At 47.1% G+C, this 24,653-nt stretch carries 21 protein-coding genes and 1 tRNA gene; 10 read left to right on the forward strand and 12 right to left on the reverse strand.

The genetic code is table 11. From position 1 onward, the window contains the following. Positions 1-6: 6 nt before the first annotated feature. The 10 genes from pgl to ICL80_RS14125 all read right to left on the reverse strand — a co-directional run bounded on the left by pgl (position 7) and on the right by ICL80_RS14125 (position 13,186). Entirely contained in the window at positions 7-705 is a 699-nt protein-coding gene (gene pgl, locus ICL80_RS14080) for a 6-phosphogluconolactonase (RefSeq protein ID WP_194213332.1), read from the reverse strand. Continuing rightward, entirely contained in the window at positions 702-2,180 is a 1,479-nt protein-coding gene (gene zwf / locus ICL80_RS14085; protein ID WP_194213334.1) for a glucose-6-phosphate dehydrogenase, read from the reverse strand. The genes pgl and zwf overlap by 4 nt, the downstream gene beginning before the upstream one ends. A gap of 37 nt (positions 2,181-2,217) precedes the next feature. Then, positions 2,218-5,034, reverse strand: coding sequence for a phosphoenolpyruvate carboxylase (locus ICL80_RS14090; RefSeq protein ID WP_194213336.1), 2,817 nt, complete (start codon positions 5,032-5,034; stop codon positions 2,218-2,220). Positions 5,035-5,684: 650 nt separating this feature from the next. After that, a complete protein-coding gene (locus ICL80_RS14095) occupies positions 5,685-6,710 on the reverse strand; it encodes a LacI family DNA-binding transcriptional regulator (RefSeq protein ID WP_194213338.1) in 1,026 nt (341 codons plus the stop codon). 102 nt (positions 6,711-6,812) lie between these two features. After that, entirely contained in the window at positions 6,813-7,511 is a 699-nt protein-coding gene (arsH, locus tag ICL80_RS14100) for an arsenical resistance protein ArsH (protein WP_380083286.1), read from the reverse strand. 25 nt (positions 7,512-7,536) lie between these two features. Continuing rightward, positions 7,537-7,995 (reverse strand): arsenate reductase ArsC, encoded by a 459-nt coding sequence (locus ICL80_RS14105; RefSeq protein WP_194213350.1) that lies wholly within the window; start codon positions 7,993-7,995, stop codon positions 7,537-7,539. 31 nt (positions 7,996-8,026) lie between these two features. Further along, the gene (locus ICL80_RS14110; RefSeq protein ID WP_194213352.1) at positions 8,027-8,350 is read right to left on the reverse strand and encodes a metalloregulator ArsR/SmtB family transcription factor; all 324 of its coding nucleotides are present in this window, start codon (positions 8,348-8,350) and stop codon (positions 8,027-8,029) included. A gap of 197 nt (positions 8,351-8,547) precedes the next feature. Beyond that, positions 8,548-11,601, reverse strand: coding sequence for an efflux RND transporter permease subunit (locus ICL80_RS14115; RefSeq protein WP_194213354.1), 3,054 nt, complete (start codon positions 11,599-11,601; stop codon positions 8,548-8,550). Beyond that, complete coding sequence (locus ICL80_RS14120) at positions 11,598-12,719, reverse strand: efflux RND transporter periplasmic adaptor subunit (protein WP_194213356.1); 1,122 nt, start codon at positions 12,717-12,719, stop codon at positions 11,598-11,600. Before ICL80_RS14120 ends, ICL80_RS14115 begins: the two co-directional genes overlap by 4 nt. A gap of 390 nt (positions 12,720-13,109) precedes the next feature. Continuing rightward, a tRNA-Met gene (locus ICL80_RS14125) sits at positions 13,110-13,186 on the reverse strand. Positions 13,187-13,398: 212 nt separating this feature from the next. On the opposite strand from ICL80_RS14125, the gene ICL80_RS14130 reads away from it, so the two are divergent. Next, complete coding sequence (locus tag ICL80_RS14130) at positions 13,399-13,872, forward strand: OsmC family protein (RefSeq protein WP_194213358.1); 474 nt, start codon at positions 13,399-13,401, stop codon at positions 13,870-13,872. Positions 13,873-13,874: 2 nt separating this feature from the next. On the opposite strand, the gene ICL80_RS14135 is transcribed toward ICL80_RS14130, so the two are convergent. Beyond that, complete coding sequence (locus ICL80_RS14135; protein WP_194213361.1) at positions 13,875-14,465, reverse strand: TetR/AcrR family transcriptional regulator; 591 nt, start codon at positions 14,463-14,465, stop codon at positions 13,875-13,877. 210 nt (positions 14,466-14,675) lie between these two features. Here ICL80_RS14135 and ICL80_RS14140 point away from each other — a divergent pair, with 210 nt between their 5' ends. Continuing rightward, a complete protein-coding gene (locus tag ICL80_RS14140; RefSeq protein WP_194213363.1) occupies positions 14,676-14,858 on the forward strand; it encodes a DUF1328 domain-containing protein in 183 nt (60 codons plus the stop codon). Between the two features lie 79 nt (positions 14,859-14,937). Here ICL80_RS14140 and mnmA read toward each other — a convergent pair whose 3' ends face one another. Then, a complete protein-coding gene (gene mnmA, locus ICL80_RS14145) occupies positions 14,938-16,128 on the reverse strand; it encodes a tRNA 2-thiouridine(34) synthase MnmA (RefSeq protein ID WP_228073558.1) in 1,191 nt (396 codons plus the stop codon). Between the two features lie 230 nt (positions 16,129-16,358). On the opposite strand from mnmA, the gene ICL80_RS14150 reads away from it, so the two are divergent. The 8 genes from ICL80_RS14150 (at position 16,359) to fliN (ending at position 24,653) form a co-directional block, all read left to right on the forward strand. Next, a complete protein-coding gene (locus ICL80_RS14150) occupies positions 16,359-18,035 on the forward strand; it encodes a flagellar hook-length control protein FliK (RefSeq protein WP_194213365.1) in 1,677 nt (558 codons plus the stop codon). A 26-nt stretch (positions 18,036-18,061) separates the two neighbouring features. Next, positions 18,062-18,727: a flagellar hook assembly protein FlgD gene (locus ICL80_RS14155; RefSeq protein ID WP_194213367.1), complete on the forward strand. Its 666-nt coding sequence runs from the start codon at positions 18,062-18,064 to the stop codon at positions 18,725-18,727. A 116-nt stretch (positions 18,728-18,843) separates the two neighbouring features. Next, positions 18,844-20,211: a flagellar hook protein FlgE gene (locus ICL80_RS14160; RefSeq protein ID WP_194213369.1), complete on the forward strand. Its 1,368-nt coding sequence runs from the start codon at positions 18,844-18,846 to the stop codon at positions 20,209-20,211. Between the two features lie 174 nt (positions 20,212-20,385). Beyond that, positions 20,386-20,676, forward strand: coding sequence for a CtrA inhibitor SciP (sciP, locus tag ICL80_RS14165; protein WP_194213371.1), 291 nt, complete (start codon positions 20,386-20,388; stop codon positions 20,674-20,676). Positions 20,677-20,778: 102 nt separating this feature from the next. Beyond that, positions 20,779-22,539, forward strand: coding sequence for a flagellar basal-body MS-ring/collar protein FliF (fliF, locus tag ICL80_RS14170; RefSeq protein ID WP_194213372.1), 1,761 nt, complete (start codon positions 20,779-20,781; stop codon positions 22,537-22,539). 10 nt (positions 22,540-22,549) lie between these two features. After that, complete coding sequence (gene fliG, locus ICL80_RS14175; RefSeq protein ID WP_194213374.1) at positions 22,550-23,569, forward strand: flagellar motor switch protein FliG; 1,020 nt, start codon at positions 22,550-22,552, stop codon at positions 23,567-23,569. Positions 23,570-23,585: 16 nt separating this feature from the next. Beyond that, positions 23,586-24,239 (forward strand): FliH/SctL family protein, encoded by a 654-nt coding sequence (locus ICL80_RS14180; protein WP_194213376.1) that lies wholly within the window; start codon positions 23,586-23,588, stop codon positions 24,237-24,239. 51 nt (positions 24,240-24,290) lie between these two features. Then, positions 24,291-24,653 carry a flagellar motor switch protein FliN gene (fliN, locus tag ICL80_RS14185; protein ID WP_194213378.1) on the forward strand — a complete coding sequence of 121 codons (363 nt, stop codon included), beginning with the start codon at positions 24,291-24,293 and terminating at the stop codon, positions 24,651-24,653.

Consider the following 24,653-nt stretch of genomic DNA (forward strand, 5'->3'; position numbering starts at 1 on the left):
GCACCTTTAGGGTGCCCAGTAAATATCAAAGGGTTTCAGCTGCGCTAGCCGGCCAACCGGTGTGCTTCTAGCTCCCTGCAGTGCCTCATCAAGCACTTTCTTTTTTTCGCGCCCTGTAATCATGAGAGCTACATTTTTTGCCGCTATTATAGCTGCAGCTGATAAACTCATTCTGTTTAGCTCATCACCGGTTACATCACTTTTTAGCGCATGAAGCGCCACACAGACTTTACCACAGGACGGGTCCAACGCACGCCCCAGACCTTCAGCTCCGGGGAAAAAGGAAGCCGTGTGTGCATCAGGCCCCATACCCAGTAAAATACTATCAAAAGGTAACTCTATTGTGCCGTAACGCTCGTTTACAAAAACCTCTGCTTCTTGTGGTGTTTCATGTGGTGTTTTCATTCCTATAAATCTGGCTTTTGCAGACATGTTTTTACATAGCACTGACTTGACCGACGTTTCATTCGACCGCGCGTGCCCTGGATTCACCCAGCGCTCATCAACAAGTGCAATTTGCACACGGGCCCAATCCAATTGCACATCGCGCATGGCTTCAAAAAAAGGGGTCGGCGTAGTGCCACCTGATACCGCCCAACTTGCCCTGCCCTTCTTGAGCATACCCTCAATAAGGGCCTCTGTTGTTGCAGTTTTAAGCGCCTGCACCATTTCCTTGCGGCTATCAAAAATATGCCACTTAGTCACATGCGCACCTTTCTGCCGCTAGTTTCATGAAACCATTCACGCCTGTCACGGGTCATCAGATCGTGGGCTTCATACGGCCCCCAAGTGCCTGATTGATATGTTTTTGGCGTAGCACCTTTGGCAGCCCAGTGATTTATAATACGGTCAACCCAGCGCCATGCATATTCCACCTCGTCCCGGTGTACAAAAAGACTCTGATCACCGCGCACTGTATCTAAAATAAGCCTCAAATATGGGCCAAGACGAGTACTATCATCAGCCACTACATCAAGGTTCATCTCAACCTCTTTTAGAGTGTCTGACTTGGCGCCATGATTTTTCACCATCATTCTAAGCGCAAGATGATCTTCCGGTTGCAGACGAATAATAAACCTGTTCGGGTTTATATTTTGGCCCCAGCCTGCATGCGGTGAGTGCGGAATAGGTTTAAATTGAATAACAATTTCGGCAAACCGATCTGGTAACCGCTTACCCGTCCGAAGATAAAATGGAACCCCGGCCCAGCGCCAATTTTCAATATTAGCTTTAATAGCAACAAAAGTTTCGGTATCGCTTGGGCTTTCCAGTTCCAGATCGTCAGCATAGCTACCAACGGCTTTACCCATCATAGCACCAGCACCATACTGGCCGCGCACCACGTTCCTATCGATGCCTTCACCTTCAAGCGGGCGCAGAGATTTAAGGACCTTTAGTTTTTCATCACGGATGCTTTCTGCGTCAATACGGGCCGGTGGTTCCATTGCCACAAGACACAAAAGCTGCAACAAGTGATTTTGCACCATATCGCGCATTGCACCGATACCCTCATAAAAACCACCGCGCCCCTCCACACCCAAATCTTCCGCAATTGTAATCTGGATATGGTCAATTGTGCGCGAGCTCCACAGTTCTTCAAACAACACATTTGAAAACCTGAGAGCCAATAGGTTTTGAACCGCTTCTTTACCAAGGTAGTGATCAATACGAAATGTCTGGTTTTCAGAGAAAAAGCGCCCAACATCAGCATTAATAGCCTGTGCAGATTCAAGATTATGGCCCAAAGGTTTCTCTAAAACCACACGCGCATTTTCACCGTTCAAGCCGTATTGACCAAGCAATTCACATGTGCTGGTAAACAGCCCCGGCGGAATAGCGAGGAAATGAACAAGAGGCCTGTCAGCGTCAGCTTTCAAGCTTTGCTTGAGGGCTTCCCAATCATCACCACCATCTTTCAGGCTTAGGGTTTGAAAGCGCACCATGCTGGCAAATTCTGCCAGCATCTTTTTCTCAAGCCCGCATGCTGGCTTATTTTCAGCAAAAACTTCTTTTAGCCAGTCAATCATTTCACCGTCATACGGCGCACGTGATGTCAGTATAATACGGCAACCCTCAAGCAACCGTCCTGCAACATAGCCTGCGAACAGTGCTGGCAGCAATTTCTTACGGGAAAGGTCCCCCGTGCCGCCAAAAATAATCAGGTCGAATTGACAATCCATTATACTTCCTCACATCACACAAAAGCTTAGTGCAGCTCTAACCGAATGCTCCAGCCTTCAAGGCAATAAGACCACTAAGCTCCAGCACCAAATCATAGGCTTTTTCAATCTTGTCAAAAATTTGCCTATGGGCCATTTCATAGCCTGCAGATGCACCGCCTTCATACGTTGTCTCTTCACCGTAGACCTCATCATTACGCGGTGTTGGTGCCTCAGGAAAAATCCTTCGTAGCTGTGCAATGCTATCCGGTACTTCAAGGTGCAGTAATTCGACGAGTAACTCCTCAAGCGAGAAATCAAACCGTGTACTGAACCGCGGTATTTCCATTGCTTTTAAGAAGATATACTCAATCAGGCCTATTCTTATCTGGTGCAATTCAAATAACTCAGCATCAGGCTCTGTTGTTAATATTTCTGCTTCTGCTTCATCCGCAAGACAATCCGTTAACATGCCGGCATCACGCCGTAATTTTCGGATGCAAGCATCAACGCTGTCACTTTCAAACATGCCTTCAAGCAGCGACGACAGCCGCCTTAGGTTAGCACGTTTATCGGCGGGAACCGTGTCATCGCAGCGGTCAAGCCAATAACCGGGGCTAAGGAGCTTAGCATATGCTTCTATTATACCTACATCAGACCGCGCGAGCGCATTAAGCGCCAAACTCGTGACCATTTTAAGACGCAAGCTTTTTGCATGAATGGCTGTAAACTGATCAGGCGAGCGGCTCATAGCTGTACCGAGGCCTGCACAGCTATTGGCCAGATACCCAAGCTGCTGCAACACCGCGTTATGCGGAATAGCCCGAATCTGAGAAATACGTTCAAGCCGCTGGTGAACAGCCCCCCCACTTTGGCGGCGCATAGAACGCGAACCAGTGGGAAACAACAGGCTACGACCAATAGAATCAATCAGTCTTATATAGCCTTTATTATCAGTAAGATGGTTTTGGTATTCAACAAGCGTTAGGAAAAAATCTAGTGCCCAGCCTTTTTCCTCATAAAGCCTATCGTCGCTCGCATCATAGCTATCAAATCTGACCTCCAGAAAATCTGTCAGTGTGGCAAGAGCTGTTTCTTCTGACAAAAACCACAAGAACCCTTCAGCGCCCTGAAAACTTACTTCATGTTTTTCAGGTCTAGCAAGTGTAGCGAGCTGCTCACGAACCCGGGGGGGATGCGTGTATAAAAAGCGTTTCTTGAGGCTTTCAGGATACGCGCCACGCCCAACAGATTCGCCGTGTGTATCAAAAAACAATAGCTGAATATCACCTAGCCCACGCTGCTTCCACAGCCTTACCAGCCGCAGCTTAAACCGTTCGATTGCAAGTGTGGCAGCGGGCTGACCAATATAACGGCCAGAATCAGAGAAGCCAAGCTGCAGGCAAAACCTACCCTGCGATTTGATATAAGCCAGAAAATGCGGATTATCCAAAAGCTCCGCAATAACACGGTCCCCGCGCTCAAGCCCGATCGCTGTTTCAAACAATGGCGATATCTCTACGTGGTTTTCAACGCCAAATAGCTTGGCGTAATAAAGCGCTGTCAAAAGTGTGAACGGCGTATCAGATTCGGCTACCAGCATACGAATACGGGTTGCGGCATCGAAATGTTTCATAAACTGCGCTGCCAACATAAAGACCCGACGAGCCGTTGTTTGTTCTAGCGCCAATGTACCGTAGTTAATGGATTTGGTTTCAACCGTATCCAGCTTTTCAGTAATAGCCGCCAGAAAATGGCGCCGCATCGCGCTTTGATCTGGTGCTTTTGTTAGCTCTATTTCCGGCCCAATCGCGTTATGTAACTGTGCCGCATTTAACCGAAAATGAATATGGGAAAGCCCAAGTCCAACAGATGCCCATTCTGTATATAATGTGGCGATCTGACACCATTCAGCTTTACCTAGATCAAGTGCAAGAACCTTTTCAAATGCTTCATTTATAAGCTTTATAGCCGCTTGTTTACGGGAAAGGTTTTCAACCACAAGCTGGTTCAACTCACCCAGTCCCATGGGGCTATCCTTATGGGCCTGCATTTTATTTTCGCCAAGGCTAAAACAATCATGCAGATCTGTGAAGCCAGCCAGAATATCTTGAAGATACTTTTGCCCCTGAGGGTTTTCGCTGTGTAAGGCCCCGCTTAGGGTAAGGCACTCATCAAGCCCTGCAAGCGCGGACCTATACCTGAAAATAACACCTAAAGACCAGTCGATATCGGTTCTGCCATCCAGATCAAACCCAACCCAGCTTGCAACAGTTGCAAGCCTTGGCCTCAGCGCTTTATAATCATCGGGATAAAGTTCTACCGCTTGCTCAAAAACCACCTTGTAAACAGTGCGTATTGAGCGCCGGATATTTGATACAGCAACACGGGCATATTCCAGCTCTTCATAAAGAGTTGGGGACTGCGTGGGATGTACAGTTTCAAGTTCTATATCAGCTACTGCTGCTGCCGTATCTTCGCCGCGTGACAAGGCAGTCAGATATTTTCCCGCAAATTTCCAAGCAGAGCCTGAAAAAGAAAAGGTGGGATGCGCCGTTACAACAAACCCGGCCATGTCTTCCTCAAGTTTTGCCTTAAACTGATCAAAAGGAAGCCTGCTGCCATCAGGCGATTTTGCAAGTTTTTGCAAAATTACCGCTATGCGCTTTTTGTTCTTATCTGCTGAAATGCTGCTCCACTGTGCAGCGAGATTATCCAATCGTCCCTCAAGGCATCTTTTGTTACGACTTTGAATATTTTCACCCAAAGCCTCTAGGCTTAAGCTATTATCAACCAACTGGTTCGCTATATTGAATGCGGCAGATAAATGTTGGCGACGCGTTTCGCCCTTATGCTGGAATGACTGTTTAACCATGATTTCCTCAAAATTTTATTTAAAGTTTCATACTTTCATGTCCAGGTGGGCTTTTATTAAATCGGCTTCTACGGCCTAATTGCTCCAAGCATTCGCCAGTAAGCAATCTATATATACCGGTATGAGTACGGCACAAATTTTAGGTAGTAATATTACCAAAAAAATTAAATATTGATAATATTATTTCAACAAAAAGATATTTTATTTCACAGTTCATATATTGCAGGTGTGACCCACTTCTGCAAAATCAGTGTGTATACTAATGCGTAACGGGCAAAATTGTCCAGCCTGCATTTCCCCTTCCCTTACTATGTTTTCAACCACAAAAAATAAGGAGAGGTTTTAGGGAACCCCCTCACCCCTCCTCAGTTTGCCCCAATGAAGGGCCTGGAAGGTAATAGCCAAAACAGCGGCCATTACAATTTCGTACTACATTCCAATTTACAGCGCCAACACTCATAACAAGCCTGCCAAAGCATAAAATGACCAGCCCACAAAATATCAAATCATACTTAATAGAGCACCAATTCCCCTATTGATAGAACGCACTTTAAAAGCATTTGACAGCGCTGTCAATTTTAATGGAGAAATATTTATTGAACAGCTAAAACCGGAAACAAACTTAGCTAACCCCAGTGCTTTTTGCTTACCTAAATACTGGTTTTTTGGCTCGAACCTCGAACTTTTAGCTCAAAGCCATGTTGAAAAACCATACTACTACCATCTTCAACAAGCACCTTTTTCGCTATAAGCTGTAATAACAAATCAGCCGCATGATTTCCCATTTCACGAATAGGTTGGCGTATCGTGGTAAGGCTAGGCCACACCTGCCGCGAAATAGGCGTGTCATCAAAGCCAACGACCGCCAAAGCTTCAGGTATCGCAATACCCAGCTTGTGCGCCGCATGTAAAACCCCGGCTGCCATATCATCATTACTCGCAAAAATCGCTGTTGGGCGTTTCCCTTTCAGCAAGCGTTGCGCAGCTATTTCACCTGAGTCAAAATCAAAACGACCTTCAACCACATAAGCGCCATTAATAGCAATACCCGCTCCAGCAAGTGCGGCCTTAAATCCTTCATAGCGTGATTGACTGGCCGAATGAGCCGCAGGCCCCTTAATAAAGCCAATTTCTGTGTGCCCAAGCGCTATTAAGTGCAAGGTCATTTGCCGTGCAGCCTCAACTTCATCAATCACAACAGCAGGAACCTGCCCTGCCCCTAAGGAAGACACAAGCACAACCGGTACCCCCGCTTTTTCAAGAGCGACAAGTAACGGCGCACAATCTGTAAGTGGCGGCGTTAATAAAACGCCGTCCACCTGTGAATGTCGCACCCATGCCATTACATGCTCAACAAGGCCTGTTTCTGCATAAGCCACAGGGCAAAGCGCCAAACCGTAACTGGCAGCATGGCAGGTTTCAATCATGCCGGACTGAAGATTTATTAAATAGTTAGGACTAATATTATCGTAAACCACCCCTATCAGGTATGAGCGCCGCCCCGCGAGCCCACGCGCCGCTTGATTAGGCCGGTAATTCAATGCCTCAATCGCAGCCATTACCTTATTGCGGGTTTTTTCACTGACATTTGCTTCCCTGTTCACAACGCGGGAAACAGTTTTGATCGAAACACCTGCATGTGCCGCCACATCATCTATTGTAACAGAAACCGCCATTCAAATCCTTCACCACACAGTGTGTTTTACAAACACTATCAGCACATTAGTAACGTGTGTAGCTTTTACCGCGAAAAAACGATCAAGTAATCAAGCTCTTTATCAAAGAGAGGTCTGGTTAACCCGCTTCATTAATTCTTCTGCGCTTTCAACCCGCTCAGAATACCGGTCAACCAAACAGGCAGCATTATCACGGGTTAAAAGAGTGAACCTAACAAGCTCCTCCATCACATCAACAATGCGATTATAATAGCCTGAAGGCTTCATTCTGTCGTTTTCATCAAACTCTAAAAAAGCTTTAGCAACGGATGATTGATTAGGAATGGTAAGCATGCGCATCCACCGCCCCAAAATGCGCAATTGATTCACGGCATTAAAAGACTGCGAACCACCGCACACCTGCATAACAGCAAGGGTTTTGCCCTGTGTCGGGCGCACTGCGCCAAGGGAGAGTGGTATCCAGTCTATTTGGGCTTTCATAATGCCGGTCATGCTGCCATGCCGCTCTGGCGAGCACCAGACCTGCCCTTCAGACCATACAACAAGGTCTCGTAGTTCCTTTACCTTGGCGTGCGTGTCATCTGCATCATCGGGTAGCGGTAGGCCAGAAGGGTCAAATATTTTTACATCCGCCCCCATACGCAGCAAGAGCCTCGCACTTTCTTCTATCACAAGCCTACTAAAGGAGCGCTTTCTAAGCGAACCATACAACAATAAGATTCTCGGCTTATGCGTGCTATACCGAGCTGCAAAGCTTGTAATATCCGGCACCTCAAATTGTGCCTCATCAATGTTTGGCAATGATAAATCAGGCAACACCACAATATTACACCAATACCCTAAGCGCAGATTGCCAGTTTGCTCTATCTAGTTCAGCAACAGTCCGCAAAGCATCTACTCTTTCAGAAATAACATCGATCGCATTATTGAATGCAGCCTTCACTTCCTGCTCTGTCCCTTTTAGTTTAGAGGGATCTTCAAGCCCCCAGTGCAGTTTTATGGCTTTACCAAACCACACTGGGCATGTTTCTCCGGCAGCTGAATCGCAAACAGTAATAACAACATCTGGGTCAAAGCTTTCATGATCATCCCATGACTGACTGACAAGCCCAGTTACAGGAAAGCCAGCCTCAGCCAGATACCTGATGGAAAGCGGGTGCACTTCTCCTGCCGGCTGGCTTCCGGCACTTTTTGCAATTATTGTACCCTGCGATTTATGGTTCGTAACCGCCTCTGATAAAATACTGCGGCACCTGTTATGAGTGCAAATATACAAAATTTTCATTAACTATTTCTTTCCATGGCTAGTGACAACATCATGCGCCACCTGACGACTGCTTTAACAAATTTAGACACGGCTTTAGGTATGCCTCATTATTATCAACCGACATTTGCAGTATCGTACGTACCCACGCTGGCAGGTTTGAGTTCAACTGATAATAAACCCACTTGCCGCGACGCTCATCTTGCAGCAAACCACATTTCCTTAACTCGGCTAAGTGCCTCGATATTTTGGGCTGGCTTAAGTCTAGGGCAGATTGCAGATGGCAAACGCATAACTCACCTTTAACCGTAATTAGCAACAAAGACTTTAAGCGTGTATCATCAGACAAGCATTTATAAAAAGTGAGTGGTGACATAGTAGTTTTCCATAAATATATGAAAAATCATATATATGATTTTGCGAATGTCAATCCGTAAGCAAGGCCTCTGTAAAAAAGCTGATCACCAAAGGCGGAACTAAAAACATAAAACCTGCCTAGCACATCAAAAAAGAAGGTAAAGACTCACAAGCCTTTACCTTCTTTTCCTCTGTCGTGACATTATTTATATGTTCTTAGTCTGTGGTAGTTGGCGCCTCATGCGCACGATGGTTTTGTGCAATAAGAGTGTAGAAAGTTGGTAGAACAAACAACGTAAAGAGTGTTCCAATCAACATACCCATAACAACCACAATACCGATGGCGAAACGGCTTGCCGCACCAGCACCCACTGCAAAGATAAGCGGTATAAGCCCTGTAATCATTGCCGCCGTGGTCATTAAAACAGGCCTCATACGAACAGAAGCAGCTTCAACAATTGCATCCCGGCGATTATAGCCTTTCGTTAATTGAATCTCATTTGCAAAAGCCACCATCAGAATACCGTGTTTTGAGATCAACCCGATCAAGGTTACAAGACCAATCTGGGTATAAATATTGATCGTCGTAAAACCTAGATACAGCGGCAGCAAAGCACCGCAAAGAGCAAGCGGCACCGTAACCAAAATAACCAATGGGTCACGAAAGCTTTCATACTGTGCCGCTAGCACAAGGAAAATAACGATCAGCGCAAGACCAAAAGAAATGGTTAACTGGTTACCCTCATGAACATATTGACGGCTATCAGCGAGCCAGTCGATTGTGGTGCCCGCGGGTAATGGCTGAGACTGCATGAAGGAAACCGCCTGCCCCATCGTCACCCCAGGACGCAAAACAGCAGACATTGTTGCAGCGTTCATTTGGTTGAACTGCGACAAATAATTGGCCTGCACGCCCACTTCCACCTTAATGACCGTAGACAAAGGAACCAAATCGCCAGACTTGGTCCGCACGAAATAGCGGCCAAGGCTTTCGGGTGTAAGACGGTCCTTTTCTCGCACCTGTGGGATAACATCGTACGATCGCTCAAAATAGTTGAAGCGATTGATATACCCTTCCCCAACCAATGAGCTTAACGTACTAGCAATATCCTGCATGCTAATATCCATTTCGCCAGCCTTTGCAGCATCAATTGTGATATGTGCGGTAGAGCTATCGAACGCAAGGTTGCTATCAACAAAGACAAACAAACCACTACTGCGGGCCGCGGCCTTTAGTCCTTCCATATCATTAAACAGCGCCCCAAAGCCTGCAGTTGAGCGCAACACCATTTGAAACGGCACACCCTCTTCAGCAGCAGGCAGTGCCGTTGGCTGGAAAGGAGTAATCAGGGCACCACGAACATTATTGGCCATACCATAAAGCTGGTTTTGTACGTCAGTTGCGCTGCGGTCACGCTCGCTCCACTCTTTCAGCATAATACCGCCAAACGCATTATTGAGGCCACCTTGGCCCGTCACAAAAAAGCTGCCATCATACTCTGGAAAGCTTTTAAATATCTCCACCATTTCCAGAGCAACTTTATCTGTATATTTAATATTGGCATACTGCGGGGCCTTCACCGCTGTAAACACATAACCTTGGTCTTCTTGCGGCGCCAATTCCTTTTGGCTACCAAGAAACATAAAGGCACTTGCGGCCATTGTTGCTGCTGCCAGTAGCAGCATTGCAGACCGGTATTGAAGAGTGATTGCTAAAAGCCGGGCATACCCACGAGCCATTTTCTCAAAAAAGCGTTCAACAGCTTTAGCAAAGCCACCTTCAGAAACCTTCCTGTTCAAAAGTTTCGCACTCATCATGGGGGATAACGTCAAGGCAATCACCCCTGAAACACAAACAGAGCCTGCCAAAGTAAAGGCAAATTCCCTAAACAGACTACCTGTCAAGCCGCCCATCATGCCAATAGGTGCATAAACAGCGGCCAATGTAATTGTCATTGCAATAACCGGCCCGACAATTTCTCTGGCACCAACTATCGCCGCCTCAACTCTGGACAGTCCCTCTTCAATATGACGGTGGATATTTTCCACAACTACAATGGCATCATCCACAACAAGTCCAATCGCCAAAACCATGGCAAGCAACGTTAAAAGGTTAATGGAAAAACCAAATGCCAGCATCAATGCCGCTGTCCCAATGATAGACAATGGAATTGTAACAACTGGGATAATGACAGAGCGAAAAGACCCAAGGAAAAGAAAGATCACAACGACCACAATCGCGATTGCTTCCATAAGCGTATTCTTCACTTCGTCAATAGAGGCATTAACAAAATGAGTAACATCAAAAACGCTTTTGACGGTTAGCCCTGGCGGTGCCACTTTCTGTATCTCAATAATCAGCTTTTTTGTGTCCTCAACAATGTCAATCGGGTTTCCGTCTGGCGTTGGAGCAATAGCGAGTATCACCCCAAGCTTCCCATTATCGCGCGAGCGTGAATCATAATTTTGCCCGCCCAGTTCAATAGTACCAACATCACCAAGGCGAACTAAGCCACCATTGTCGCCACCACTTTTAATAACCATTGAACGGAAATGCTCAATATCCACAACATCAGTTGCGGCGGTAATATTCATCACAGTTTCGCCGTTCCTCAACTGGCCGGGTGCAGCCTGAACATTATTGCGGACAAGAGCTGATGTTACATCAGACGCTGCTAAATCTCTTGATGCCAGCTTATCTGGATCAAGCCAGATGCGCATGGCAAGAGGCTGCCCACCGGAATAATCAGCGGAAGCAACACCAGGCACAGAAGTGAATAAAGGCTGCGCAACACGTGTTGCAAAGTCTGTTACTTGCGGCAACGACAGCGTATCACTCATGAAAGTGATATACTGAACAGCTGATGCGCCGTCTGTGATTTTTGAAATTACAGGGTCAAAAACACCGTCCGGCAATAAATATTTCACCTGTTGAACCTTGGCCAGAACTTCAGTCATTGCCCTGTCTGAATCAGCATTGATAACAAGCTTTACTTTAATCTGGCTTGAGCCCTGCTTTGACGTAGATGACAGATATTCAATACCGTTCACTGTAGCAACTGCTTGCGCAATAGGTGTGGTTACAAAGCCCTGCATCACTTCCTGTGTGGCACCAGGATAAGATGTTGCAATGGTAATGGTTGCACTTTGTAAGTTCGGATACTGGCGAACAGACAATGAAAAAATAGAAACAGCTCCAACCAGAAAAATAAGAATACTGATAACAATGGAAAGGATTGGCCGTTTTATAAAAAGATCAGTTGAAATCATTGCCCTACAGCCCCCGCATGGTCATCACCTTGCACAACTGTTACCGAAGACCCCGGATAGACACGAACCTGACCGTCCAAAATTACTACTTCACCAGCCATTACACCTTTTTCAATCACAACACGGTCACCCACATGCTGTCCTGTAATGACAGGCACAATAGTAACCGTGCCATCTTTTACTTTATACACCATGTCACCGTAAGCGCTGGTCTGCACAGCGGTAAGGGGAAGAATAATCACATTATCCCTACTAGGTAGCTCAACATGAACTGTCACAAAAAGGCCAGGACGCAGAAGATCACGGTCGTTACTGAGTGTAGCCTGCACTGCAATATTACGCGTATCGGCATTAATCACAGGGTTAATAGCATTAATATATGCTTCAAATTGCTGACCTGGATAAGCGTCTGTTTCAACAATCACCTTGCCATCAACCGCTAGCTTACTCAGTTCTTGCTGTGGCACGGTAAAGTTCACATACAGTTCATCAAGTGCGGTCAGGTGTGTAAAGCTAACGCCAGGGTCCACATACTGGCCAAGGTCTGCGTTCCTGATACCAATTTGGCCGCTAAAAGGCGCACGAATGAGCATTTTCTGGCCAATAAGAGCATTAAGCTGGTTCACTGCTGCGTGGGCTTGCTCCAGTTCAGAGACGCGGAGCTGAAGGGTTTGTGTGGACTCAGCCCCCGTGGAACTGAGTTCTTTGGCACGGCGCAGTTGCAGTTCCGCATATTTAACCTGCGCCATAGCGCCAGCAAGCTGAGCGCGTTCAACACTGTCATTGAGCTGTACGAGCGGGTCCCCCACCTTAACCTTTTGGCCTGATACAAAATGTAATGCCGATATTGTTCCAGCCACTTCAGATGCGATATCTACTTCCTGCTTTGCTTTAAGCGAGCCAATAGCTTGCAGCGCTTGAGGCAAGCTTTCAGGGTGAACTATACTGGCATTGACCGGGGTGGGCGGTGCTTCATGACCGTGCCCCATCGATGCACTATCGCGGGCCGATTTCCATAGATAAACACCATAGAAAACAGCCGTAATCATGACTATAACAATAATAAAAACAAATATTTTGCGCTGCCTCTGAGGCTGTTGAAGCTGAGTTTCAGGCATTATTCAGCTCCAAAAACAAAGGATTGACGCGATAAGAAAGCCCTAAAACTACTATTAAAGGCCACATTCAAATATGATTTTTTATATGAAATCATGAAACTATCCTCTTAAACATTAACAAGAGGCGCATTGTTTCATCAAGAATCCACGCGCCTCAAGGGCGCCGTGGGATCGCACAAATAAGCGACTGACTACTTGCAAAAGCAAGCTACCGGATCAACCAACCGGCTATTTCATTCATTTTCGACACGCAAATATATATGTTTACAAGAAATAAAATCAAGCCCCATTTACGAGGTTACTATTTTTTCAGCACTATATTTTTTACAATAACAGAAAAGATTTTATAAACAAAAGGCCTCGTCAAAACTGGCGAGGCCTTTTGTTTATTGGTAGCCGAGGAGGGACTCGAACCCCCGACACGCGGATTATGATTCCGCTGCTCTAACCAGCTGAGCTACTCGGCCATATGACAAAACATTATATGTATCAGCTTCATTCCCAAATCGTTTTGGGATACTGAAAACTGCGCCGGTATATAAGAGGTGTGTCACCCCGTCAAGGCAGTTTTTAGTCAAAAAGCAAACACAACGAGAGATTGACCTAAAAATTGAAAAGCGTATCGTTCTAATTATACAATTGGAGTAACAGACTTCCCTTCAGTCTACGGGCAAAACTTATGACAAAAACACACCAGTATAAAACCTATACCGTTTGGACAGACAACAACGGCAACAGCACAAAATCATATAAAAGTTATAGCCGTAACCATGTGATACTTGCAGACAGTAAGCCTGACATTCTTGCCTCTGCTGACCCAGCCTTCAGGGGTGACCCCTCTCGTTATAACCCTGAGGAAATGCTGGTTGCCGCCACATCGTCGTGCCACATGTTATGGTATCTGCACTTTTGCGCCGTAAACGGTGTGCAGGTGTTGAGCTATGCTGACACAGCAGAAGGCGCCATGACCGAAGGCGAAGGGAACGGGGGGTATTTTACAGCTATTACACTGCGCCCAGCCATTACTATATCTGCCGATTCAGATATTGAGATAGCAATGAAACTGCACAAAGATGCCGCAAAAGAATGTTTCATCGCCAACAGCCTGAAATGCCCGGTTACGCATGCCCCCATTATCAAAAAAGCTGAATAATTTTATTTACTGGAAAAAGCCAGAACCACATCAATAGTGTGATCAATAAACCGTTTCAGCTTTTCATCAGGCTCGCCGTCCAGCTTCATTTGTGCAAGTGCCTGACTGGCGGAAAGCAAAATCCGAGCATCATCGCGGTTATCTTGCCGCGGCAGGCCACTGTGCGCCCATATAATTTCGCTAACCTTGGTGAGCAACTCCCCCTGAAAAGCCAGATACCGATCTCGTAGCTGTTTATCGAACCGCGTACTAAAGCCCAGCAAGACTCGCACATAATTAGGGTGTTCATCTTCCGCATGCAGCATGCGCCCTGCAAGCTCACGCAGTATTGCTGCAGCGCCGCCTTTCTCAGGCTGCACACCATCAAACAAAGCAAGAAAATACCGGCTCACTTCATCAGACACATCTAACAGCAAGGCATCCCGTGTTGGAAAATATACAAATGTAGAAGCTGTAGACATGCCCGAGCGTCGAGCAATATCAGCGTGCTTTGCCTCACCAATGCCTTTTTCGGCGAACAGGTCAATTGCAACCACTAACAATTGCTTTTTTCGCGCCTCTGGCGACAGTCTTGTGCGGCGCTGTCCAGACAAAGCCTGCTTTCCCCTGTATATGCCCACTATAGTAGAAAGGGCTTTTATTTATTTAAGGTCATATGCCTTGAATTCTCAAGCTTTAACACATAATCGCATCCATAGCCCCACAGATATTGATGCTCTGCTTATGTGTAATCACCCTTTATCTTACTGAGTTTTAATAAGCCTATCCCTAACATGAAACTTGTCAAACATAGGAGAAAGACCATGCTTAGTTGGGCACTTACATTTTTCATTCTTGCAATAGTTGCAGCAATCTTTGGTTTTGGTGGCATTGCAGGGACACTGGCAGGCGCTGCAAAACTGTTGTTCCTTGCCTTTATTATTCTGTTTATAGTGACGCTGATTGCCAATGTTATACGCGGCAAAGGCACACCACCACCACTTTGATAACATCAAATAGAGACATAAAGCGGCTTCAAGTTCTCCCACTTGAGCCGCTTTTGTATTAAAAAGATATACAAATAGCTTAGGCCGCAGCCAATCTTGGGTCTGCACTAATTGCCGCATCGATCCAACCACCACCTAAAACGCGGTTACCATCATAAAATACAGCGGCCTGCCCTGGCGACACCCCAGCCTCTGGCACATGCAGTTGCAGGCGGGCATGACGGCCAGCATCCATATAAAGGCGCGCAGCAACACCCGGACGGGTAGAGCGGATTTTAGCGACCACCTCGATACCCTCTTCTGGCACAATCTCGCCAACCCAGTTAATATCCTTGACGCCTATTTCTAGTGTTTCGAGCGCTTCCTTTGGCCCAACGATGACCTGTTTTTTAACAGGATCAAGCTTCACTACATAAAGCGGTTCTGTTGACCCACCGACACCAATACCGCGGCGTTGCCCGATCGTATATTTGATAATGCCGTCATGCTGCCCAAGTATATTACCGTCCACATCGACAATATCACCCGGCTCAAGCGCCCCAGGGCGCAGTCGTTCAATAACATCAACATAGCGGCCTTCAGGCACAAAACAAATATCTTGGCTATCTGGCTTGTCAGCAACGACAAGGCCAAACCGTTCAGCGTGCTGCCGAGTTTCGGCTTTATCCATATGACCAAGCGGAAAACGCAGAAAATTGATCTGTTCCTGCGTGGTTGCAAACAAGAAATAGCTTTGATCCTTGCCGCTATCAACACCGCGCAGCAAACGCGCTTTACCGTCATCGCCGACAACACGCTGCACATAGTGCCCCGTTGCCATGCAGGCAGCACCCAAATCGCGAGCTGTTGCAAGCAAGTCTTTGAATTTCACTGTCTGGTTACAACGCACACAGGGGATCGGTGTTTCCCCTTTAATATAACTGTCGGCAAATTCTTCCATGACCTGCTCTTTGAACCGGCTTTCATAATCCAGAACATAATGTGGAATACCAAGCTCTTCCGCCACACGGCGCGCATCATGGATATCTTGGCCGGCACAGCAGCTGCCTTTTTTCTGAACAGCAACACCGTGATCATAAAGCTGCAAGGTAATCCCTACCACATCATAGCCCTGCTCTTTTAAAAGGGCGGCGGTTACACTGCTATCAACGCCGCCAGACATAGCAACAACAACCCGTGTGTCAGCGGGGTCACCCTTAAAGCCTAAACTATTCAGTGTATCATTCATATCCGTATCAATCTTTGCCGCAGCTAGGTTCAAGTCCTGCATATAAGGATCATAACACAAAGAGGCAAGGGATTCCGCCTTAAAGAATCTGGGGGCATTTTACCCGGCAATAAAGACCTTATCTCGGGCAAAGCTCGCAAATGCGTTTGAACACACTTTACCATCATCTAGCATTTCCAACATCTTACACAGGCATTCTGAAATTGGCCCACGACTTGCTTATTAAGGCCTGAATAAACCAGATTGACCGATACGGATATAATGGAACAGCCATGAACGCTATTGAACAATTTATGCAAAACAGTGGTGCGAACCCGACCCAGTCGCTTAGCGATTTCTATGCATCAATAGCAGGCAAAGTTGATGAAAACGGCGATTTGGCAAGCCAGTTCACAGAGGCTCTCAAAAGCATAAACCCGGCCATTTCCGCATCTGGGCAGGTTTGGGGTGTTAAAACACCAGAAGGGGTGGATGGTATTGTCGTTGTTGATCCATCTGACCTTCTCGCTGAAGCCACAGACATTGCCGACCTGAGCGGCCTGCAAACTCTATCCCCAGAAAGCATCGATGTAGCATCGATAGAAGGCATTGCTGGCCTGCAACTTATTCAGATGTCAGGCCTTGAGCTTGCCAATCGCATTCAGGCTGGCCAACTACAAACTGAACCGGCAACAATAGCTTCGCTTGAAAGTTCTGCGCAAAACGACATTTTCATTTTTGCGGCAGATGCCAGCACAGCGACGGGTGAAGTCCACCTTCTGCCACTTGCGCAGCTAGAGGCCCTAACAACAACGCCGCCTGCGCCTCTTACAAATCTAACTGATGCAGCACCTAAAGACATGCTTACTGTGCCAACGCTTGCAGCAGTCACAGCACCTACACCTGATGCCGCATTATCCTTAGATACGGCACAAAACATTACACCTGAGAGCATTGTATCAGCAGCGGCGGCAGCCAAGCCCGTGAATGCACAGCAAACTCGCGGCGGCGCAGAGCTTATGTCAGTCACAGAAGCTTATGATGTCAATCTTGACGCCAAGGCTGCTGAAGCTCAAGCCGTGACGGTCAATGCTGCACAACAAAAGGCCGCTGCACAAACAGCACCTGCACAGCAAGCAACAACTGACACTGCAAGCCAGCAAGCAGCCGCAACAGCACAGGCTGCCCAAGCAAATGCGGCAAAACAAGCTACATCTAAAACGGCATCAACTGATACAGCCAAGCCACTTACACCTGAGGCAGTTTTAGGCCAAAACAACAGCGCTGTACCAACACTGACAGCGAACCCCGTAACTGAAATGATGGCAGCGCGGTCTTCAGAAGCTGCAAGGGCGCCTGTCATTACATGGACACCCGAGACAATTAGCGGCGGCGGTGATGGCTCTGCCGCTGAGGCCGTCTCAGCAGGCCTTAGCAGCCTGAGAGGTGATACGGGCTTTATGAGCAGCATGGGCTTACTTGGCGGCAAACCCTCCCCTGCTCTCGGCGGGCAGATCGCAAAGCAGCTTAACCTTGCTGTATCACGCACCCTTAAAAATGGGGGTGATCAATTTACTATGCGGCTTGACCCACCAGAGCTTGGCCGCGTGAGAGTGAGCATGGCCTTTGGCTCTGATGGCACCGTAACAGCCCGTGTTGTAGCAGAGCGGCCCGAAACGCTAGAGCTTTTACAGCGCGACACAAAGGGACTGGAACGCGCGCTTGAAGCTGGTGGCCACAAAGTAGAAAATGGCAGTATTTCCTTCAGTTTGGATTCTGGTGACGGTGAAAGCGCTGGCAAAGCCTTTGCCGAAGCTGTTCAGGACGAGCAGCATAAAAACGGTAAAAACTCTGCGGGTGGCTCAGGGGCCGACACTACAGACGACGGCGGCGATGAACTTGATACTGCTACACTCGATGAAATTCTGGCTCATGTTACAGTTGAAACCGGGCTTGATGTAAGGGTCTGATAGACCACGGAAAGAAAGATTTAGAAATGGCTGATGTATCTTCTGTCACTAATAACTCGGCAGCAACAACAACGGCGCAAAAAGATTCTGCGGCACTTGCCACTGATTTTAGCGATTTCCTGACTTTGCTTACAACACAGTTGCAGTATCAGGACCCGCTTGACCCAATGGACAGCGGCGAATTCACCAACCAGCTTGTTGCTTTTGCTGGCGTAGAGCAACAGATCAAGGCGAATGAAAATCTTGAATCAATCGCGCTCCTAACATCTCTGAACAGCGCGGGTGCCGCCGTTGGATACCTAGGCCATACCGCCCTTGTTGAATCGCCCTTTGGCGAGCACAGTACTACAGGTGTTAACTGGCAGTATAGCAATACAGATATTATTGAAGAAATTACTATTCAGGTTAAAGACGAAGATGGCAAAGTTGTTTATGAAACAACAGGCGAAACAGGCCTCGGCCTCCATGACTTTAAATGGGACGGCCTTAAAACAGATGGCACCCTTGCAGACGCAGGTACTTATGAGCTGTCTATTACAGCAACAGACCCAGAAGGCGAAAAAGTAAGCCCTAACATTGCCGTAGAAGGCAGGGTAACTGCTGTCGACACCTCTGGCCTTGAACCTTATTTCACGATTGGGCCAAATCTTGTGGCTCAATCAGATATCGTACGATTGCTGGCACAAAACTAGCATCGTGATTACACGGCTGGACCAGAAGTGTCTGGCCTTAGCGCGCGGGGATAACCCGCAGCAAAAGCAGAACGCCACAGTGATGTGAAAATGCAAAAGAGTTTAGGAGAATTATAATGGCATTCACGGCTTTGGCAGCCGGCGTATCGGGACTACAGGCCTTTTCTGAGGGTGTAGCCGTAATCGCCGATAATATTACAAACGTTAATACAATCGGGTATAAAGAAACCCGGTCGCGTTTCTCAACACTTGTTACAGAAACCGCGTCCCTAAGTTCCTATTCACCCGGTGGTGTAAAATCATTTTCAGAAACCCTTGTTTCAAAACAGGGCCTATTGCAGCCTTCAGGGCGTTCAACCGACCTGTCGATAGACGGCTCTGGTTTTTTTGTGGTTCGAGCTGGCGTAAATGCAAATGATTCTAACGGTGAAATTCTATACACACGTGCAGGGTCATTTACACAGGATGATGAAGGCTATCTGCGAAACACATCAGGCTTGTATCTTATGGGGTGGCCTGTAGCGAGTGATGGAAGTATCACCTCAAACCAGAACGACACAAGCGAGCTTAAGCCTATCAACATTAACGAGCTTAACAGCCTTGGCACAGCCACACAGAATGTTTCCCTGCGAGCTAACCTCCAAACTACGGCGGCAGGGGTTACAGGCTATACAACCGGTGATCTGGCTGCAGGTAATGTGGAAGCTGATCTGGAAACAAATATTCAAATTTATGACTCGCAAGGCCGCCAGCATACTGTTGTCATTTCAGCTGTAAAAGATGCTGATACTGGCTCAACCAATACATGGGACTATGAGCTATACTTTGATGACGACACCCAGCTAGATGCAACAGCGCATACAAACGGTGTTATTGCCACGGGGCAACTTGTTTTCAATCCTGATGGCTCTATCGATTTGGCAAATTCTACAATGCAGGACGCCGCTGGCGCAACAGTCGATTTGGCAAGTGCAAGTTCACAGTTGTCCTTCACATATAATGCGGCTCTAAACACCGAAGTTGAACAAGGCTCAATTCACTTTGATTTTGGATCTGACGGCGAAAGTGATGGCTTTTCACAAACGGACAATGCTTCAAACCTTCTCAGTTCAAGTGTTGACGGTGCAAGCTTTGAAAACGTGACAGGTGTATCCATTGGTGAGGACGGCAACGTAACAGCTATCTTTGATAATGGCCTGACACTGACGGTTTACAAACTACCAATTGCAACATTCCAAAATGCAGACGGGCTTACACGGCGCCAAGGTAATGCTTACAGCCTCTCCGATCTTTCTGGTGACCCATCATACCAGCAGGCAGGTCAAGGTGGCTCTGGCAGTGTTGCACCCTTCTCACTTGAGCAATCAACAGTTGATCTTGCAAGCGAGTTTGCAGAACTTATCAAAGTTCAACGTGCATTCTCTGCGTCCACACGGATCATCACAACATCCGACCAAATTCTGGAAGAACTCGTCAGAATTTAATAAAAGGCTAACTCTTTTGCAAAAAACCGGAAGGCATAAAGCCTTTCGGTTTTTTTGTTATTCTATGTGCTGCCTTACTTATTAATAACAATTAACCCTATACATTAGTTTTTTCTTAAGCCTGAGTACCTATAGTAACACTTGAATTTCACGCAAACTAACCGGATTACAGGCATGAAAAACCGGGATAAACAGGCTGTTGATAATCAGATAATTGGCCCAACTGGCCGCCCTCTGAGTTTGGCAGATTTACCTCCCCAAGACACCGAGCGCTGGGTTATCCGCAGAAAAGCCGAAGTCGTAGCTGCGGTACAAGGGGGTTTACTAACTCTAGAGGATGCGTGCAGTCGATACAGTCTATCAGTAGAAGAATTTTTATCATGGCAACAAGCTATTCATAAAAATGGCATGCCAGGGCTTCGCACAACACGCATTCAAAAATACCGTGGTATTCAACAGGATTAGGCCGCCCAGATATCTTTATTGTGTGATATGCAAAATTTTTCTTTACATTTATAGGCAAAATTTGCCTAGATTTAACTATCTGTTTACTGAATAGACAGTAAGTTGGGGCGCAGTGAAGCGTTGGCGGGTGGGCCAATTGCATTTACCGAGGTGGCATTGGAAAGTCTTTTTCAGTTTTTAAGAAACATGGGTACAGGCCGTTTAATGATGGTCGCCTTTGTTGGTGTTGTTGTTGTTGGCTTCTTCGTAATTGTGATTGGGGGGCTGCAAACTTCACGCATGTCAACGCTCTATGCTGACCTTGACCCGGCCGCTGCCGCGTCTATCGCTCAGCAGCTCGACGCTGAAGGAATTCCTTACGAATCAGATGCAACGGGTAGGCTTGTCCGTGTTCCACAAGAACAGGTTGACCGGCTTCGGCTACGATTCGCCGGGGAAGGTCTAACCGGCGGTGTTGTTGGTAAAGAAATTTTCGACGGCGAATCAAGTTTTGGCAGAACCAGCTTTGAATTGAATATCAATTATGTTCGCGCTGTTGAGGGTGAACTGGCACGAACCATAAAGTTTATCAGATCTGTATCTGAAGCCCGTGTGCATATCGTTATGCCAGAGCGGCGGCCATTCCAGCGTGAGGAAAGCCAGCCTTCAGCCTCTATTCTTCTGAAAACCTCAGGCTCGATAAGCCAGCAGCAAGCCCATGCTATTCAGGCACTTGTATCTTCTGCTGTCCCTAGTCTATCGCCTGACCGTGTTACAATCACAGACACCAATGGACGCCTTATACTTGACGGTGCAACAAAAAAAGAATTTAGCAGTTTTTCAACACTTGAAGATGCGCGACTTTCAGCAGAAAGCATATACCGAGGCCGCATTGAGGAATTGATCGGCAGTGTTGTAGGGCGCGGGCTTGTGCGGGCAGAAATCTCTGTTCAAATGGATATGAACCGCACCACAACAAGTGAAGTGACATACGACCCTGATACGCAGGTTGTTCTTTCCCAGAATGTTTTGGAAGAAACATCAAAAGAGGCACCCGCTGGTGGGCAGGTTACAGCATCCCTTAACCTGCCTGATGCCCAAGGCGGACAAAATGGACAGCAAACCAACGACACGTCTAAAACCAATGAAGTCACTAATTTTGAGAACTCAAAAACCGAAACCACAACGATAAAAGAACCCGGCACAATCACACAGATACGCGCTTCTGTACTCGTGGATTATATTCGCGACCTAGACGAAGAAGGCAATACTGTAGGCACGCCAACGCCGCGTACGGCAGAAGAACTGCAACAACTGGAAGACCTCGTTAAAACGGCTATCCCGTATGATGAAAATCGCGGCGATCAGGTAACTGTTGCAACAATGCGTTTTATTGACCCCGCCCCACTCGGCGAAACAACCGAAGCCTTTAGCATGCTGGGGCTTAACAAACAGGATGTCTTTGATGTCATGAAATACGGTGGTACCGTGTTACTGGCAATTCTTGTGCTTCTGTTGATTGTTCGCCCTCTGGTTGCTCGACTTATTGAAGCAATTCCAGATGCGCCGCCACCAATAGACCCTAACCAGATTGAAGCGCGGCAACAGGAAGCCCCAGCAGCACTTGCAGGCCCTGGTTACGGCCTTTCGGCAGAAGTTTTAGCAGCAGCAGCAGCGGGAGACCCTGCCGCAACTGCAGCCGTTATGGCGGCGCGGGATTCTGGATCACTAGAGCCAGCAAAGCTAGGCACTGATGGTAAAATTGACGTGGCGCAAGTTGAAGGCCGCATTCAGGAATCTGCAATTAAGAAAGTGGCTGAAATTATTCGGGCTAACCCAGAAGAATCTGTCGCCATTGTTAGAACATGGCTTTACACCGACTAAGTGAGATACAATGAACGAGCAAAGTAAAGACCTTAGCAAAATGACAGGCTCCCAAAAGGCGGCTGCTTTTATGCTTGCCATTGGCGAAGAATATGGCCGGCTTATATGGGAAAAGCTCTCAGAAGATGAGATCAAAGAGTTGTCCCAGCATATGTCTAACCTAGGCAGCGTTCGGGCTAAGTCTGTAGAAGAGCTCTTCATTGAATTTGCCGGTAAAGTATCAACTGTAGGGAACCTTAATGGTTCCTTCGAAAGCACGGAGCGCCTTCTTGGTAAAATGCTGCCCGGCGACCGGGTGCAACAAATTATGGATGAAATCCGTGGCCCAGCCGGTCGCACTATGTGGGATAAGCTTGGCAACGTGAACGAAATGGTGCTCGCCAGCTATCTGAAAAACGAATATCCGCAAACTGTTGCCGTGGTTCTACAGAAAATTAAAGCAGAGCACGCAGCACGGGTGTTAGCTGTACTACCAGAAGATTTTTCCATGGAAGTCATTATGCGGATGCTGAGAATGGAATCCGTACAGAAAGACATTCTCGACAAAGTGGAACAAACTTTGCGCGTTGAATTTATGAACAATCTTGCCCGGACCAGCAGACGCGACAGCCACGAAACAATTGCAGAAATTTTCAATTACCTAGATAGAGGCGCAGAATCACGCTTTCTTGCAGCACTTGAAGATCGTAACCGGGATAGCGCAGAGCGCATCCGTGCCTTGATGTTTACGTTTGAAGACCTTGCAAACCTTGACCCAAGCGGCGTGCAAACCCTGCTCCGGAACGTGGATAAAGATAAACTCGCTCTGGCAATGAAAGGTGCTTCTGACACGCTTCGGGATCTGTTTTTCTCCAACATGTCAGAGCGGGCAGCCAAAATTCTGCGCGAAGACATGGAGGCAATGGGCCCTGTGCGATTGCGGGATGTAGACGAAGCGCAAATGGAAATGGTGAATAAAGCGAAGGATCTCGCTGAAGCAGGCGAAATTCTTCTTTCTGACAATAAAGGCGAAGATGAACTAATTTACTAAGTTCAACAGGATTAAAATGGCACAACCAGTTAAATTTACTTTTGATCAAGCATTCGATGGCGGCGCCAAAAGCCGCTATGACGTTCAGCTTGAGCGACTGCAAAAAGAAAATGTCACTGCAAAAGAAGAAATGCGGAACCAAGGCTTTGTGGAGGGCCGTGAAAAAGCATTAGCTGAGATAGAGGCTGCAACACAGGTAGCCATGGAAACCATATCACAGTCTGCCGAAGCCTTATTTGCCCAGCATAATCAACTCCGGGAAGAACTGAAACAGGATATGGTACAGCTAGCCTACGCAATAGCCAGCAAGCTCTCCCCTGCCCTTATACGCCAGCACCCTCTTGAGGAAATTTCAGCCCTGATTGAAGACTGTATGACAACAGCACACCGTGAACCACGACTAGTGGTACGGGTTGCTGAGAGCATGGCAGAACCAATTAGCGCACGCATTGACGCAATGAAACATACAACAGGGTTTAGTGGTGATATTGTTCTGATAGGGGAAACAAATCTTGCACAGCAGGACTGTAGGGTTGAATGGCCTGATGGCGGCTCTGAACGCAGCATGGCAGATATTCAGCGCGAAATAGAAAATGCCGTACAGCGCTTTGTTATTCCCGACACAGCAAAAACTGACGAACCCATAGAGAATGATACGGAACTCTTATAAGCCCCGATCGGATAGCACCAAACGGGATATGTTATAACCAAGGAAGATTGAATGGCCAATCAGGACGACAATAATAATGATGTAGGGCTGAAGGAGCTGTCTGCTGGTTCATCAAAGTCACCAGAGCTTGCTCAAAAAGAAGATGGCCAAGTCAGAAGTGCTCAGGAGTTGGAACCGGTATTTGATGTACCGGTACAGGTGCAGGCTGTTCTTGGCAAATCCTCTCTTGAGGTAAGCCAATTATTAAAACTTGCCCCTGGCACAGTTGTAGAGCTGGACCGAAAAGTAGGTGAAGCTATTGATATTTATGTAAATAATCGCCTCGTTGCACGGGGTGAAGTTGTTCTGGTTGAGGACCATCTCGGCGTTACCATGACAGAGATTATCAAGCTGGATGGGGGTGCCGGAGCTTAG

The sequence above is a fragment of the Kordiimonas pumila genome, from assembly GCF_015240255.1.
Classification (GTDB): domain Bacteria; phylum Pseudomonadota; class Alphaproteobacteria; order Sphingomonadales; family Kordiimonadaceae; genus Kordiimonas; species Kordiimonas pumila.

Bases quoted from the DNA above. Each gene is read 5' to 3' on its own strand.
- zwf (WP_194213334.1), bottom strand. From the start codon at position 2,180: ATGGATTGTCAATTCGACCTGATTATTTTTGGCGGCACGGGGGACCTT.
- ICL80_RS14090 (WP_194213336.1), bottom strand. From the start codon at position 5,034: ATGGTTAAACAGTCATTCCAGCATAAGGGCGAAACGCGTCGCCAACAT.
- ICL80_RS14095 (WP_194213338.1), bottom strand. From the start codon at position 6,710: ATGGCGGTTTCTGTTACAATAGATGATGTGGCGGCACATGCAGGTGTT.
- ICL80_RS14105 (WP_194213350.1), bottom strand. From the start codon at position 7,995: ATGAAAATTTTGTATATTTGCACTCATAACAGGTGCCGCAGTATTTTA.
- ICL80_RS14110 (WP_194213352.1), bottom strand. From the start codon at position 8,350: ATGTCACCACTCACTTTTTATAAATGCTTGTCTGATGATACACGCTTA.
- ICL80_RS14115 (WP_194213354.1), bottom strand. From the start codon at position 11,601: ATGATTTCAACTGATCTTTTTATAAAACGGCCAATCCTTTCCATTGTT.
- ICL80_RS14120 (WP_194213356.1), bottom strand. From the start codon at position 12,719: ATGCCTGAAACTCAGCTTCAACAGCCTCAGAGGCAGCGCAAAATATTT.
- ICL80_RS14130 (WP_194213358.1), top strand. From the start codon at position 13,399: ATGACAAAAACACACCAGTATAAAACCTATACCGTTTGGACAGACAAC.
- ICL80_RS14140 (WP_194213363.1), top strand. From the start codon at position 14,676: ATGCTTAGTTGGGCACTTACATTTTTCATTCTTGCAATAGTTGCAGCA.
- mnmA (WP_228073558.1), bottom strand. From the start codon at position 16,128: ATGCAGGACTTGAACCTAGCTGCGGCAAAGATTGATACGGATATGAAT.
- ICL80_RS14150 (WP_194213365.1), top strand. From the start codon at position 16,359: ATGAACGCTATTGAACAATTTATGCAAAACAGTGGTGCGAACCCGACC.
- ICL80_RS14155 (WP_194213367.1), top strand. From the start codon at position 18,062: ATGGCTGATGTATCTTCTGTCACTAATAACTCGGCAGCAACAACAACG.
- ICL80_RS14160 (WP_194213369.1), top strand. From the start codon at position 18,844: ATGGCATTCACGGCTTTGGCAGCCGGCGTATCGGGACTACAGGCCTTT.
- sciP (WP_194213371.1), top strand. From the start codon at position 20,386: ATGAAAAACCGGGATAAACAGGCTGTTGATAATCAGATAATTGGCCCA.
- fliG (WP_194213374.1), top strand. From the start codon at position 22,550: ATGAACGAGCAAAGTAAAGACCTTAGCAAAATGACAGGCTCCCAAAAG.
- ICL80_RS14180 (WP_194213376.1), top strand. From the start codon at position 23,586: ATGGCACAACCAGTTAAATTTACTTTTGATCAAGCATTCGATGGCGGC.
- fliN (WP_194213378.1), top strand. From the start codon at position 24,291: ATGGCCAATCAGGACGACAATAATAATGATGTAGGGCTGAAGGAGCTG.